The sequence below is a fragment of the Paraburkholderia nemoris genome, from assembly GCF_905221015.1.
Lineage (GTDB): Bacteria > Pseudomonadota > Gammaproteobacteria > Burkholderiales > Burkholderiaceae > Paraburkholderia > Paraburkholderia nemoris.
Genome location: NZ_CAJNBO010000049.1, coordinates 1 through 14,461, shown reverse-complemented (window position 1 = coordinate 14,461; position 14,461 = coordinate 1). Strand labels below are relative to the sequence as shown.

Annotated in this window: 11 protein-coding genes and 2 pseudogenes; 11 read left to right on the top strand and 2 right to left on the bottom strand. The window is 60.7% G+C overall.

The window, feature by feature from the left end; all coding sequences use genetic code 11:
- Window positions 1–216: 216 nt before the first annotated feature.
- The gene (locus KHO33_RS39185) at window positions 217–735 is read left to right on the top strand and encodes a Dps family protein (RefSeq protein WP_200567973.1); all 519 of its coding nucleotides are present in this window, start codon (window positions 217–219) and stop codon (window positions 733–735) included.
- A 54-nt stretch (window positions 736–789) separates the two neighbouring features.
- Here KHO33_RS39185 and KHO33_RS39180 read toward each other — a convergent pair whose 3' ends face one another.
- On the bottom strand, window positions 790–1,722 hold the full coding sequence (locus KHO33_RS39180) for a LysR family transcriptional regulator (protein WP_054042070.1): 933 nt from the start codon (window positions 1,720–1,722) through the stop codon (window positions 790–792).
- 118 nt (window positions 1,723–1,840) lie between these two features.
- On the opposite strand from KHO33_RS39180, the pseudogene KHO33_RS39175 reads away from it, so the two are divergent.
- The 10 genes and pseudogenes from KHO33_RS39175 to KHO33_RS42465 form a co-directional block, all read left to right on the top strand.
- Window positions 1,841–2,493, top strand: a pseudogene (locus KHO33_RS39175) (DsbA family oxidoreductase).
- Window positions 2,490–2,876, top strand: a complete 387-nt coding sequence (locus tag KHO33_RS39170) for a Rossmann-fold NAD(P)-binding domain-containing protein (RefSeq protein WP_234480878.1) — start codon at window positions 2,490–2,492, stop codon at window positions 2,874–2,876. Before KHO33_RS39175 ends, KHO33_RS39170 begins: the two are co-directional and overlap by 4 nt.
- Window positions 2,877–2,991: 115 nt before the next feature.
- Window positions 2,992–4,215 (top strand): MFS transporter, encoded by a 1,224-nt coding sequence (locus KHO33_RS39165; RefSeq protein ID WP_200567974.1) that lies wholly within the window; start codon window positions 2,992–2,994, stop codon window positions 4,213–4,215.
- Window positions 4,216–4,361: 146 nt separating this feature from the next.
- Window positions 4,362–5,651: a c-type cytochrome gene (locus KHO33_RS39160; RefSeq protein WP_200567975.1), complete on the top strand. Its 1,290-nt coding sequence runs from the start codon at window positions 4,362–4,364 to the stop codon at window positions 5,649–5,651.
- Complete coding sequence (locus KHO33_RS39155) at window positions 5,648–6,160, top strand: (2Fe-2S)-binding protein (protein ID WP_200567976.1); 513 nt, start codon at window positions 5,648–5,650, stop codon at window positions 6,158–6,160. Before KHO33_RS39160 ends, KHO33_RS39155 begins: the two co-directional genes overlap by 4 nt.
- Window positions 6,157–8,421: a xanthine dehydrogenase family protein molybdopterin-binding subunit gene (locus tag KHO33_RS39150; protein ID WP_200567977.1), complete on the top strand. Its 2,265-nt coding sequence runs from the start codon at window positions 6,157–6,159 to the stop codon at window positions 8,419–8,421. The genes KHO33_RS39155 and KHO33_RS39150 overlap by 4 nt, the downstream gene beginning before the upstream one ends.
- Window positions 8,422–8,890: 469 nt before the next feature.
- Window positions 8,891–9,712: an alpha/beta fold hydrolase gene (locus KHO33_RS39145; protein ID WP_054042100.1), complete on the top strand. Its 822-nt coding sequence runs from the start codon at window positions 8,891–8,893 to the stop codon at window positions 9,710–9,712.
- 564 nt (window positions 9,713–10,276) lie between these two features.
- A complete protein-coding gene (locus KHO33_RS39140) occupies window positions 10,277–11,191 on the top strand; it encodes a helix-turn-helix domain-containing protein (RefSeq protein WP_200567978.1) in 915 nt (304 codons plus the stop codon).
- Between the two features lie 336 nt (window positions 11,192–11,527).
- On the top strand, window positions 11,528–13,261 hold the full coding sequence (locus KHO33_RS39135) for an ATP-binding protein (protein WP_200567979.1): 1,734 nt from the start codon (window positions 11,528–11,530) through the stop codon (window positions 13,259–13,261).
- A 36-nt stretch (window positions 13,262–13,297) separates the two neighbouring features.
- Window positions 13,298–13,784, top strand: a pseudogene (locus KHO33_RS42465) (aldehyde dehydrogenase (NADP(+))); the annotation flags it as partial.
- A gap of 186 nt (window positions 13,785–13,970) precedes the next feature.
- Here the strand turns inward: KHO33_RS42465 and KHO33_RS39120 are convergent.
- Window positions 13,971–14,461, bottom strand: a 491-nt coding sequence (locus KHO33_RS39120; protein WP_211629292.1) for a hypothetical protein, incomplete at its 5' end; no start/stop codon positions are given.

Here is a 14,461-nt window from a genome sequence, read left to right as displayed (position 1 = left end):
CGGCCTTTCATCGAGTCCTTGGCAAAACCCTTAATAGTTCTTAAATAAAACTTGCGGGAAGAGATCCGCGATTGATCGCGACGCGGGCATCTTTATTCCCGCTTCAGAACATTTCATGTTTTCTGCAGGACTTTACGTATCCCGCGTTCCTACAATGCAAGCTGCCGGATTCAGGAACTCGCACGTTGTATCTATCGACACGTCAAAGGACTCGCTATGAAAGAAGCATTTACCGCAGCAGCCCATCGCGCGGCCCCGCTTAAAACACCGACTCGCCTGACCGAAGAGGCAACCCGCGACATTGCCGCCGCTTTGACGACCTTGCTAGCCGACGTGTTTGCGGTGTATCTGAAGACGAAGAACTTCCACTGGCATATGTCGGGGCCGTACTTCCGCGACTATCACCTGCTTCTCGACGAGCAGTCCGACCAGATCTTCGCGACGACGGATCCGATCGCGGAACGCGCACGCAAAGTCGGCGGCAAGACGCTGCACTCCGCCGGGCAGATCACGAAACTGCAGCGGATTCTCGACAACGATGCGGACTTCGTGACGCCCAGCGACATGCTGGCCGAATTGCGCGAGGACAATCTGGCGCTCGCCGGCTACATGCGCGAGACGCATTCACTGTGCGGCGAATACAACGATGTCGCGACGGCGAGTCTGCTCGAAAACTGGATCGACGAAGCAGAACAGCGCGTGTGGTTCCTGTTCGAATCGGGGCGTCACGCATAACGCTATAACGCTGTGTGATGCGAAGACGCCTGCAAGGCGTGAGCACGCCGCGGCTCAACCTTCCAGTGAAGTGTGAACCCGCGATTCGAGAAACTGAACGAGCGCGCGCACTTTGCTGGAGTGGCGGCGATTGGGCAGATACGCTGCATAGACGACTGCGTCGCCATGATGAGGACTCGCCTCGAAATTCTGAAACAGGCGCATCAGGCGTCCTGCGCGAATTTCGGCGACGACTAGCCATTCAGGCAGCAACGCAATGCCACGCCCCGCCAGCACGGCGTCAAGCAGGATGTCGAGACTGTTCGACAGCAGATGGCCGCGCACTTCAACGCGAACCTCGACTCGCTCCTCCACGGCTTCGCGGCGAAAGGTCCAGACCTGGCGTGTTCGATAGCCACCGCCGTATGCGACGCGAAGGCATTCGTGCGCATCCAGTGCCTCTGGCGTTTGCGGCATGCCGCTGCGTTCGAGGTAGTCGTGGCTGGCAACGACATAGCGCGGATTGTCCGCCAGCTTTCTGACAACCAGGTTGGCGTCGCGGTTGGGCAGGCCGATCCGTATCGCAACGTCGATTCTGTCGAGCGCGAGATCCGCATAGTGATCGGCCACGACGACATCGAGAAACACGCGGGGATAGTCGGCGAGGAATGCTGCAAGGTGCGGAGCGAGCCGCAATCGGCTGTAGGTGGAGGGCACCGCGATGCGAAGCGCGCCGACGGGCGAAGCGCCGCTGTCGAATACGCTCTCGTCCGCCTCGGCCAGGTCGTCCAGCACCTTGCCGACCTGCTCGACGTAGGCAATGCCGGCGTCCGTGAGATTGACCTTTCTCGGTGTGCGGGTCAGAAGCGCGGTCCCCAGCGAGGCCTCCAGCGAATCCATCAGGCGCGTGACCGACGAGGTGGCCACACCCAGACGCTGGGCGGCCTTTGAAAAGCCGCCGGCGTCAGCCACTTCCAACAACGTATTCAGGGCGAGGAGCTTGTCCATGAACGGCCTCAACTATGGATTGGTTGCGTCACACGCAATATTGGATTGCATTTTAGACCCATTCAGCAAATTTCTCGCAACGGTTAAGCTGCCTGCGTTACCTAGTGAGAGGTGCAACATGAAAGCCATTCAGATTGAGGTCAATTACGATTTCATTTGTCCGTGGTGCTGGATCGGCCAACGGAACCTCGCTGCAGCGCTCGACGAATCCGGTGTCGGTGCGAGCGTTTCGATCCGCCATGTGCCGTTCGAGTTGAATCCGTCGATGCCAGTCGAAGGCACGGACCGGCGCAGCTATCGAACCCGCAAATTCGGCAGTTGGGCGCGTTCTCAAAGCGTGGACGCGCAGGTCGCGGCCGCGGGTCTGACGGCGGGCGCCCAGTTCAACTACAACCGGGTACTGCGCACGCCAAACACGCGTCTCGCGCACCGGCTGATGCAGTTCGCCCAGGACGAAACGAGGCGCAGAAAACTGCCGCGCTTTATCACGGCATCTACGCCGCTTATTTCGCCGAAGGCCGCGACATCGGTTCACTCGACACGCTGGTCGCCATCGCCGCCGAGCAAGCTTTCGACGCGGACCAGGTTCGCGCGTACCTGCAGTCCGCCACCGGCAATCAGGAAATCGACGCGGCACGCAGCCGGGCAGACAAGCTCGGCGTTCAGGCTGTACCCACCATCGTGATTGCGGGCGAACTCATCAGCGGTGCGCAGCCGGCCGCCGTCTTCGCCAATGCGCTGCGTTCGGCAGGGCAACGGAGTGCAGCATGAGATCGCTCCAGAAACCGCGTGCCGTTGTGATCGGCGGATCGCTCGGCGGACTGTTCTCGGCCACCACATTGCGGGCGGCCGGTTGGGAAGTCGACGTGTTCGAAACGTCGACGAATCAACTCGACAGCCGCGGCGGCATCGTACTTCAGCCAGATGTTCTGGATGCGCTCCATTTCGCCGGCGTGGTACTGCCCGATCCTCCGGGCGTGGTATCGGGCGAGCGTATCTATCTGGACCGCGACGACAATCGCGTCGAGCAACTGTTCATGCCGCCAATGCCCATGCGCTCGCGCTTGCCTTGGCGGCAACGTGGCAGGCCGGGGCGACCATCGATTCGGTACTCAAGCGTTGGGAAAACCAGCAGTTGCAACGCGGCAGGCTGATGACGGATCTAGGCATATCGCTCGGCGACCGGGCAATGAACATCGCTCGCTGAGTGCGCATCCGAGCTTACGTACAAGTCCACGTTTATCCATTTCCTGATTTCACGGAGTTTGCATGTCAACCCAAGCATCCCCCAATGCCGGCAGCGCAAGCCCGGTCAAGCTGACACGCGGCCTGATCGCGCTGTTCGCGTTCTGCTGCGGCGCGATCGTCGCGAATCTCTACTATGCACAACCGATCACCGAACTGATCGCACCGGACATCAACATGTCCAGCGGCATGGCCAGCCTGATCGTATCGCTCACGCAGATCGGCTACGCATTCGGGCTGTTCTTTCTCGTGCCGCTGGGCGACCTGCTGGAGAACCGCAAGCTGATGATCACCACCGCGCTAGTGTCGATCGCAAGTCTTGGCGCCGCAGCCTTCACTCATCAGCCGGGCTGGTTCCTCGCGATCTCGTTGCTGGTCGGCTTCAGCTCCGTCGCCGTGCAAATTCTGATTCCGCTCGCGGCTCACCTCGCGCCGGACGAGACGCGCGGCAAAGTCGTCGGCACCATCATGAGCGGGCTGTTGCTCGGCATTCTACTGGCGCGGCCGATTTCCAGCGTGATCGCCGGGCACTTCGGCTGGCGCGCGGTGTTCGGGTCCGCGACCGTCGTGATGGCGATCGTCACCAGCGTGCTCGCGCTGACTATTCCGCGCCGCCAGCCGGACCACAAGGCCACCTACTTCCAGTTGATCGGCTCGCTCGGCCATCTGGTCCGCACCATGCCAGTTCTGCGTCATCGGTCGTTGTATCAGGCGCTGATGTTCGCTTCGTTCAGCCTGTTCTGGACCGCAATCCCGGTCGAGTTAACCAGGCAGTTCGGGCTCTCGCAAACGGCCATCGGCATCTTCGCGCTGGTCGGTGCGATCGGCGCGACCTCCGCACCGGTTGCGGGGCGCCTCGCCGACGCTGGGCATACCGTGCGCGCGACGTTGATCGCGCTCGTCGTAGGCGCGCTCGCCTACACACCGGCCTTGATCCATCCGGCGTGGGGCGTAGTGGGACTCGTCGCGACCGGCATTGTCCTCGATTTCGCCGTGCAGATGAACATGGTGCTGGGACAACGCGAAATCTATGCGTTGCATGCCGCGAGCAGAAACCGTCTGAACGCGCTGTATATGACCAGCATCTTTGTAGGCGGCGCTTTCGGCTCGGCGCTGGCCAGCCCGCTCTATCAGCACGGTGGCTGGCCGCTGGTCGCCGGCGTCGCCACCGCCTTCCCGCTCGTCGCGCTCGTTCACTATCTGGCGATCGGCCGTCCGTACGCCGCCCGCCAGCGCCTAACGCAATAGGTTTAACTCAGGAAGCCGGACAGAAACTCTCCGGTTTCACAAAAATTCAGCGTGGCTTCAGGAATTCTCGTGCCGTCATCGATACGCTGCTTAGTACTGTCACGCATCTGAGCGACGCGCAATATAGTTCGCAAAAAGGAACAGGAATGACTCGAAAGCCTGAATTGCTGGTGGTGGGAGGCGTAGTCATCCTGGCCGCGCTGATCGTCGCCGCGCTGCTGATGCGGAAACCCGCCATCGCCCCCATACAGCCTCCGCCGGCTTCGTCGTTCGATGCGCAGACCAAGCTCGCTGGCGCGAGAGTCGTGGCGCTGGGCGACTGCATCGTCTGTCATACCGCCAAGGGCGGCAAGCCGTTCGCCGGCGGCTTGCCGCTTGCGACACCGTTTGGGACGATCTACGCGACCAACATCACGCCCGACGTCGAGACGGGCATCGGCAACTGGTCGCTGGAAGCGTTCACGCGAGCGGTACGTCACGGCGTCTCCCGCGATGGTCACCTGCTCTATCCCGCGTTTCCTTATATTCACTTCACGCGCATGTCCGACGGCGACATCTCAGCGGCCTACGCGTATCTGATGACACGTGAGCCGGTCAACGCGAGCGCGCCCGCGAACGAACTGATCTTCCCGCTTAACTTCCGTCCCTTGCTAGCCTTCTGGAATGTGTTGTTCCTTCGCCCCGGCGAGCAGGCGGCGGATGCCTCGAAAGATGCCGGGTGGAATCGCGGCAAGCTGCTGGTCGATGGCCTCGGACACTGCGCCTCGTGTCATTCGCCGCTCAATGCGATTGGCGGTGAAAAATCGGAACATGCATTCGACGGCGGCATCGTCGACGGCTGGGAAGCCCCCCCACTGAATGCACTTGGCTCGGCGCCAAAACCGTGGACCAGGGAACAACTCGTCATGTATCTGCGCAGCGGTCGTGCAAGCGAACACGGCGCCGCGGCCGGCCCCATGCTGCCCGTCACTCGCGACCTCGCCACCGTGCCTGACGAAGACGTGAATGCGATTGCCGCGTACATCCTGTCGATACAGAAAGCGCAACCGGCCGTCGCGAATGCGTCTGCCGACGCTGCAGCACATGGCGAACCCTCGCCTGCGGCGCAACGCGGCGCATTCCTGTTCGCCGCGTCGTGCGCGCAATGCCACGGCCCCGCCGCGCCGATGCAATCGATTGGCGAGCGCCCCACGCTCGCTTTCAGCACTGCCGTCAATGCCCCGACGCCACGTAACACCGCTCAGATGATCCTTAGCGGTAACGGCTGGCATGGCGAGGACAGCATGAACTACATGCCGGCCTTCAGCGAGGTCTATGACGATCGGCAAATCGCTGATCTGGCGTCCTACATTCGCGCGACCTATTCACAGCGCGGCCCGTGGAACGACGTCGAAGCCACCGTGGCAAAAGTCAGAAAGGAGAACAAGGCGCGATGATCAACCTTACCGTCAATGGCGTGCAGCACGCGCTGGATATCGACCCATCGACGCCACTGCTCTACGCGCTGCGCAATGATTTGCACCTGCACGGCGCGAAGTTCGGTTGCGGGCTCGGACAATGTGGCGCATGCACGGTGATCGTGGGCGATCGGGCGGTCTTTTCCTGCCTGATTCCCGTGTCGTCGATCGGCAGCCGCGCCGTTCGCACGATCGAAAGTCTCGGCACAGTCGACCATCCCGGTCCGCTGCAAAAGTCGTTCATCGAGCACCAGGCCGCGCAGTGCGGTTATTGCATCGCCGGCATGATCATGCGCGCGCAGGCGCTGCTCGACCGCAATCCGCAGCCGACCGAGCGCGAACTGCGCGAGCATATGGAACCGAACCTGTGCCGTTGCGGGACCCATATGCGTATCCTCGCCGCGATCCGCGAAGTCGCGCACCTGCCCGCACCTGGCGCTGCACCCACCCCGCCTCACGGCGCGGCGAGCCACGGAGGCACGCAATGAGCGTCAAAGAAGACGATATCAACGAGGGACGCCGCCGCTTCATGATGTCCGGCGCGCTCGTGGTGAGCTTCAGTCTGTTCCCCGGCGTCAAGGCCATGGCGCAGGAAGTGATCGCGGACGAAGGTGCCGCCGTGCACGTCGCCAAAGCGACCGGGACGCTCGCCGGCAGCCTGAAGACCAACCCGTTTCTCGACGCGTGGATCAAGATCGACGCAGCGGGCAAAGTCACCGTCTACACCGGCAAGGTCGAACTCGGCACCGGCGTGCGCACCGCGCTGCTGCAGATCGCGGCAGAAGAGCTCGACATGGCGCCGTCACTGATCACGTTTCTGACCGCCGACACGGGCGCCTCACCGGACGAAGGACTCACGGCGGGAAGTCACACCATCGCCGACAGCGGCAGCGCGTTGTTGAACGCCGCAGCCCAGGTGCGGGGGCTGCTGGTCGACGCAGCGGCCAAACGCTTCGGCGTCGGCAGCAGCGTGCTGAAAGCCCACAACGCGATCATCACGGCGCCGGATGGCCGGACGATGACGTATGGCGAAGCGGTCGGCGCCGCCGGTCTGCATCGCATGGCGTCGCCTGAGTCGCCGTTGAAAGACCCGGCAACGTTCGCGATGATCGGTACGTCATTGCCGCGGCTGGACATCCCCGGCAAGGTGACCGGCGGCCCGAGCTACGTTCAGGACATGTCGATGCCGGACATGCTGCATGCGCGTGTGGTACTGCCGCCGGCTTACGACGCGAAGCTGCTGCGGACCAACACACCCGATATTCTGAAGATGCCGGGTGTAGTCAACGTCATCAGAAACGGCAGCATGCTCGCGGTGGTCGCCAAAGGCGAATGGCAGGCCGTGCTGGCACAACGTGCACTGGCAGCGGGAAGCCAGTGGAGCGCCGGGCGCGCCCTGCCCGACCCAGCCACTGTGCACCGCGACCTGAAACAGATCGCCACCGAACACATCGAGATCGCGAACACCCACGGCGCGACCAGAACGGCTGGAAAAACGCTGAGCGCAAGTTCCACCAAGCGCTATATGTTGCACGGTTCGATCGGCCCGTCCTGCTCGATTGCGCAATTCAAGGACGGCAACATGACCGTCTGGACTCACTCGCAAGGCGTCTATCCGCTGCGCGATGGTCTGGCGGAAATGTTGTCGCTGCCCAAGGAGAACGTGCGCTGCATTCATGTCGAAGGATCGGGATGCTACGGCCACAACGGCGCGGACGACGTGGCCGCGCATGCCGCGTTGATCGCCCGCGAACTGACCGGCCAGCCGGTTCGCGTGCAATGGATGCGCGAACAGGAACACACGTGGGACCACTTCACGCCCGCCATGGTTACCGAAGTGAGTGCTTCGCTGGACGCGAGCGGAAGCATCGTGGGCTGGAACTATGCGTTGTGGAGCAGCTCGCACAACGAGCGGATCGTGAATGCGGGCCGACTCGTTCCGGCGACCATGCTGGAGAAACCGTTCGTATCAGCGCCGTCCGTGCCGATGGTGCAGCCCGAGGGCGGCGGAGACCGCAACGCGATTCCGCTGTATACGTTCCCGAACCTGCATGTGATGAACAACTTCTCGCCGACCATGCCGTTGCATACGTCGGCGATGCGCTCACTCGGGGCGCACATGAACGTCTTCACGATCGAGACGTTCATGGATGAGTTGAGCGCCGCTGCCGGCGCCGATCCGGTCGCGTTCCGCCTCAAGCATATGGAGGACCCGCGCGCACGCGAGGTCATTCAGCTCGCCGCTGCAAAATTCGGCTGGCCGCGGGCACCACGCAATCCGAATCACGGTGTCGGTTTCGCCTTCGGTAAATATAAGAACCTGATGGCTTATGTGGCCATGGCCGTTGAGATTTCCGTCGTGCCCGAGACGGGCCAGGTGATTCTCGAACGCGCCGAGGTCGCGGTGGACGCCGGGCAGATCGTCAACCCCGACGGTATCCGTAACCAGATCGAGGGTGGCGTGATTCAATCGGCCAGTTGGACGCTTTACGAAGAGTTGAAGTTCGATAAAGAGAGAATCAGAAGCTTCGACTGGAGCAGCTACCCGATCCTGCGCTTCTCCGCCGTTCCGCGCAGTTTGAACGTCCATCTCATCAATCGTCCTGGTGCGGCGTTTCTCGGGGCTGCCGAAGCGTCGATGGGACCGACCGCCGGCGCGCTCGGCAACGCACTCTTCGATGCAACCGGAAAGCGTCTGCGCGACATGCCTTTGGGCGGTGACAGCTTGCGCCGGCAAATAGACGTATAGCGGAGCGCTGTCGAGCCCCTGCTTCAGAAGGGTCCGCGGCTTGCCCAATCATTCGGGCTCGGCTATCCGTCACAGTGATCGCACTAGGGCCGGCCGCGCATCCGTTGGCCCGCACGCTTACTGGCCGCCCTCCTCCTCGGCGATCACACATGCGCTTCAAGTTAATAAGATTTAAGGATTCTGAAGTTCGAAAAAAACTACCGCATCCGTACGATTGAAACCCGTGATGTCCCGTCACGCATAGTCACGACGACACATCCACCAACATCACAAGACTGGAGAAAAAATGACTAATCAATCGGGAATTCCATCGACGAATCGTCGGCAGATGCTTGTGGCGGGCGCAGGCGCAGCCGGCGCGGCGATCGCTGCAATGGCCGTACCGACCGTCGCGATGGCCGCTGCGTCCGCCAGCGGCACTGCACACGCGGGCAATTCATCCAACCCACTGCATGGAGAGCGTCATACGATGAACACGGTAACGACTAAAGACGGTACGCGCATTTTCTTCAAGGATTGGGGCAGCGGCAAACCGGTCGTCTTCTCGCACGGCTGGCCGCTCGATGCCGACGCGTGGGATCCACAGATGCTGTTCCTGGTGCAGAAAGGCTACCGGGTCATTGCCCACGATCGCCGCGGCCATGGCCGTTCCGACCAGCCGTCTCACGGCAACGACATGGACACCTACGCCGACGATCTGGCTGCGGTGATCAACGCGCTCGACCTGAAGGGCGCCATGCTCGTCGGCCATTCGACGGGCGGCGGCGAGATCGCACACTACATTGGCCGCCACGGCACCTCGCGTGTTGCCAAGGTCGTGCTGATCGGCGCAGTGCCGCCGATTATGGTCAAGACCGAAAGCAACCCGAACGGCCTGCCGATGTCCGTGTTCGACGGCATTCGTGCAAGTGTCGCGAGCAACCGTTCGCAGTTCTATAAGGACCTCGCAGTGCCGTTCTTCGGCTTCAATCGACCCAACGCGAAAATCTCGCAGGGCACGATCGACGAGTTCTGGCGCGAAGGCATGCTTGGCTCGGTTCAAGGCCAGTACGAATGTATCAAGCAGTTCTCGGAGGTCGACTACACCGCTGACCTGAAGAAGATCGACGTACCGACGCTGGTCCTTCACGGCGACGACGACCAGATCGTCCCGATCGACCAGGCCGGCCGCATGTCGGCGAAAATCGTGAAGAACGCCACCTTGAAGGTCTATGCGGGTGCGCCTCATGGCATGTGCACAACCGAAGCAGATAAGGTCAATGCCGATCTGCTCGAGTTCCTGCAGAGCTAAGACGCATTAGCGTGCTGCGATTGCAGCATTTAGCGCGGCACTCCCCGCAGATGCGCGGGGCCTTGGTTGATTAGCGCAGCCGAGGCCCGCAACCACGCGATCCTGCTTCCCGATACACATGTCCACGCAAGGTGGACTGCAAGTCGCCTTCCTCGTACCGTCGCACTCACGCCCTCGGACGATCTCCTGCGTCAGTCACGTGTACACCGGACCCCGATACTGCTTTGCACAGCGATCGGCTATTCCCGCCATTTCCGCCTCAAAGCACTCGCGCCTTTGCCGTTTCCCAGTCACGTCATATGCCGGGGCCAAAATAGAAACGGTGGTGCATTTCCGACGCTTTCGTTGAGAAAAATTTAAACCGCAGATTGCGGATCGACTGCTGGCAAGCGATTATCCAGAGGATAACACCGCTTAATATCGGTACGTTTTAGAAAACATTTAACCAAAATTTTGTGCTTTTATAGTCAAATACGCCATAATTATAGAAATCTTACATCCCTTGATTTTCGGTTAAATTACTCTGGAGTAAGACTGCAACGCGACGAGCCGAGGTTACGAATCATGTTTAAAGATACACAAACTTCCACCGCCACAGCAGTACGACCGAAGGACTCGCTAGGATGCCTGTCGAGTCAGCTACACAAAGACCTCGAACTCGACACGGGTGAGTTCAAGTTCCTGCGCAAGTGCACGCGCGACGACAAGACGAGTGCGATCGACATGCCCGGCTCCGATCGCGGCTTTCTTATCGGTGTGTCACTGAAGGCAGGCCATCGCCGGCGCATTTTTTCCGGGCACAGGTGGACGGCGCACGACTTCGACACGGGTTCGGTCTATATTCGCGACTTCGCAGAAGACTATAGAGCCGAGTTGCAGGGCGGGTTCGATTTCCTTCTGGTGGAACTCTCACGCGCTTTCATCACGAACACTTGCTACGAGCGATCCGGAACGAACACACCAGGTCTTTCATCGGTGGCCGGCCGCAAAGATCCTATCCTCGCCCACCTCGCGCAGGTATTGGCGCTCACACTCGATAGCCAGAGCGAGGCAAGCCCACTCTTTGTCGAGCAACTGGGCGTCACAATCGGGACGCATTTGCTCGATCGATATGGCAACGCGCCCTCTCAATCGAATCAGAAGAACCGGCGACTTTCCGGATTGCATGAAGCTCGAGCCAAAGACATGCTGCTCGCGAAGGCGCAGGAAAATGTTTCGATCGAAGAAATCGCAAACGCATGCAATCTGTCACGCAGCTACTTCATCCGCGCGTTTCGTGAAACCACAGATCGCACACCGCATCAATGGCTGCTCGAGCGTCGTATCGATCGCGCGCGCGACCTGCTCAAACACTCGGACTCATCTCTGTCGGAAATCGCCGTCGCGTGCGGCTTCTCCGATCAAAGCCATTTCACTCGAACCTTTTCGCAAATGGTGGGCACTCCGCCGGGATCGTGGCGTCGGCAGGTACGCCGCTGAGTAATGCGCACTTCGCTTCGATCAAACGTTGGCACGATAGATCGATCAGCGACCCTGGTGCGTACCGATAGACTTTCAAACAAAGCATCGCACTAACAGACAAGACGCGCCCTTTAAGCCACGGTACCTTTCGATCAGGTCGATGATGACCGTTCGGGCGTGCGGCGGCGTGTCCCGTCGTTCTGTATCGGCGAATAGTTCAACATAGCCGCAGGAGGGCAATTAGGCAAAGACTCGCGGCGAGGTGCGTGCCCATGCGAATGTTCATACCTGTCCTCCGTCCGCACCTCACTTCATTTCCCTATCACGCTCATTGTTCCTGCACCTGAAACTGACATGATCGAACTCGGCCGCTTTCAAATCGATCTGCGCACTTTGTGGCAAGACGGCGAAGTCGTGCGCCTCGGGTCCCGCGCTTTCGACATTCTCGCCGTGGTCACATCAGCCGCTGGGCGTCTCGTCACGAAAGACGAGTTGATGAATGCAGTCTGGCCGGAGACCATCGTTGAAGAGAACAACATCCATGTCCATCTTTCTGCGCTGCGAAAAATACTCGGCCCGGACCGGGGTCTGATCCTCACCGTCCCCGGCCGCGGGTATAAGCTTCTACAAGCGCCAAAAAAATCTCCACGAGAAGAAGCCGACTTACATACGTCCCGCGGGCGCCGTCTGCCGTCGCCCAAAGCCGACTTCGTGGGGCGCGATAGAGCGGTCAGCGAGATCCGCGCGATGCTGGACCAAACCCATGTGTTGACGCTGGTCGGCGCCGGCGGCATAGGCAAAACCAGTCTCGCGATCGAAGCGGCACGCCATGCAGCGCCTGACTTTCCCGAACCTGTGTGCTTAGTCGAGTTGGCCACGTTAAACACACACGAGGCCGTGCTCGCCGCAATCGTCGAAGGGTGCGGACTGCCCATGTCTGGTCAGCAGCCCGATATTGACCAGGTCGCGACAGCGCTGGGCAAAACCCGCAGGCTCCTTCTGCTGGATAACGCGGAGCATGTTATCCGCTATGTGGCGGAGACCGTGGAGTCACTGATTGCAGCGAACGCTTTACTGCGTGTGCTCGTCACGAGCAGAGAACCGCTTCGTATCGTGCCCGAGACGGTGTTTCGGGTCGATCCGCTGGACGTTCCACCGCCCCATTCCACCGACGCCGAGATTTTGCAGCGTTCGGCGGTGAATCTGTTTCTGATGCGGGCCAATTCGTTGCAGGGACAAGGGGAGGCGGAAGGCCTGGATATTCAGCTCGTCGGCGAGATCTGCCGCCGCCTGGACGGCATTCCACTGGCCATCGAATTAGCAGCAGCCCGCATCGTCTCGCTTGGCCTGGAAGGCGTGTATCGGCGGCTGGATGACCGGATGGCGATTCTGGCGGGCGGTTATCGGACCGCACTACCGCGCCATCAAACCTTACGCGAAACGTTCGACTGGAGCTTCGCGCTACTCGACGCAAGCACCCAGTCGCTATTCCGCCGTCTCGCGGTATTCGGCGGCCATTTCACTTTCGAGGCGATGTGCGCGGTCGTGTGCGACGCGGAATTGACGATAGGAAGCGTGATCTGCGGTATCAGTGAACTCGCGGCCAAATCGCTCGTCAATGTCGAGTTCGATGGTCCCGTTGCGAAATATCGCTTGTCCGAATCGACCCGTGCGTATGCGCTGGAGAAGCTACAGGCAGAAGGCGAAAAGCAAGAAATCACTTCGCGTAGTGCCCGCTATCTCTCCAGTTGTTTCCAGGCCCGCTCGAACGAGACGATTCCGCGTGGCGCAGACAATTCGCCGGATCTTCGACAGACGCTCGACGACGCGCGGAGCGCTTTCGATTGGGCGTTCTCCCCCGATGGCGATCCGCTTCTTGGCGTCGAACTCGCGTCGAATCTGGTCGGCGCGTTGCTCGATTGCGGCATGATCGAAGAGTGCTGCACGCGCGCCGCGCAAGCAGTCGATGCGCTAGAAACCCTTCCCGCCAGATCGGTCGATGTCGCAAGTGAAATGCGCGTGCGCGCCGCCCTGGCGTCGGCACGGCCTTATGTTCACAGACCCGTTTCGACGTCGGCAGAACTTTGACGGCATGTATTCACGCTCGCGATCAGCTGAGGCGACCAAATGTTCGCCGACGTGGTACGCCACGGCCGCTGGCGTCACGCGACGATCGACTCCTCTGATCCCGCGCGTCGGCCAGTGCTTAAAGCCGATCTGCGCATGCAGAAGATACCGCTCGGCCCCGTCGCCGTATTCGGTTCCAGCAATTTTCCGATCCTATATTCGGTCGCGGGCGGCGACACTGCCTCGGCGCTCGCGGAGGGCTGCCCCGTCGTCGTCAAGGCACACGGCTCACACCTCGGCACATCAGAACTGGTCGGCACGGCGAGTCAGCCGTGATGCGCCGCGTCCGGTGCCGATTCCCGTCTTCGCGGAAATGACAAGTGTGAATCCCAACTTCCTTCTACCAGGCGCACTGCAGACCCGCGCGTCAGACATTGCTGCGCACTTCGTCAAACGCATGACGGCGGGCGTTGGCCAGATGTGCCTGAAGCCAGGCATGATCATCGCGATTGATGGCGTGGGATTCGAGCAGTTGCGTGACGCATTGGAGGCGGTACGTGCGGAAACAATGCTCAGCCCCGGAATTTCGTCAGGTCGATTTCCGCGAAGTCGTCATATCATCGTCACTTCTCCTGCGCAGCTCGTCGTCCACGGATATCGATCGCCCGTACATCATCGAACCAGTACGTCCGCAGCGCGGATTCGAAACCAACTTGCCGAAAGCGCGGTTTCAGGCCGCGGAGTCCATCGGGTGAAATTGCATGATTAAGAACCCGAACTCCGGCAGAATTCGAACACGAATCTCGGTCGCCTCACCCTCCTGCCCGACACCAATATCATCAAGCTGGCCAACATCGGCTCTTATGACAATTGCGGATCGAACAGAATAAATGACGCTGAACGAGCCTTTGCGGGTCGTCGACGCGGCGCGACGTCCAGGTCGGCTTTCTGGGCGCAACAGCCACTCGTCGAAGCGCATTGGGAGACCGGAGTTCGGCCAAAGCCGACGTTGACCGATCAGGAGCATGCGGCCGCTCCAGATCGCGTTGCCGACGTTCGCGACCAGGTGTCGGCGAACGTCAGCTTTCGCAACTTGCGAATGAGTCTTCTCGACCCCTATGCGCAGGTCGCAACTATGCGGAGATTTTACCGGGGCACGTGGTGGGTGCAGCGGCGACGTGGCCTTGGCGAGCTTGATCTGTGGATATCTGGACATAGTTT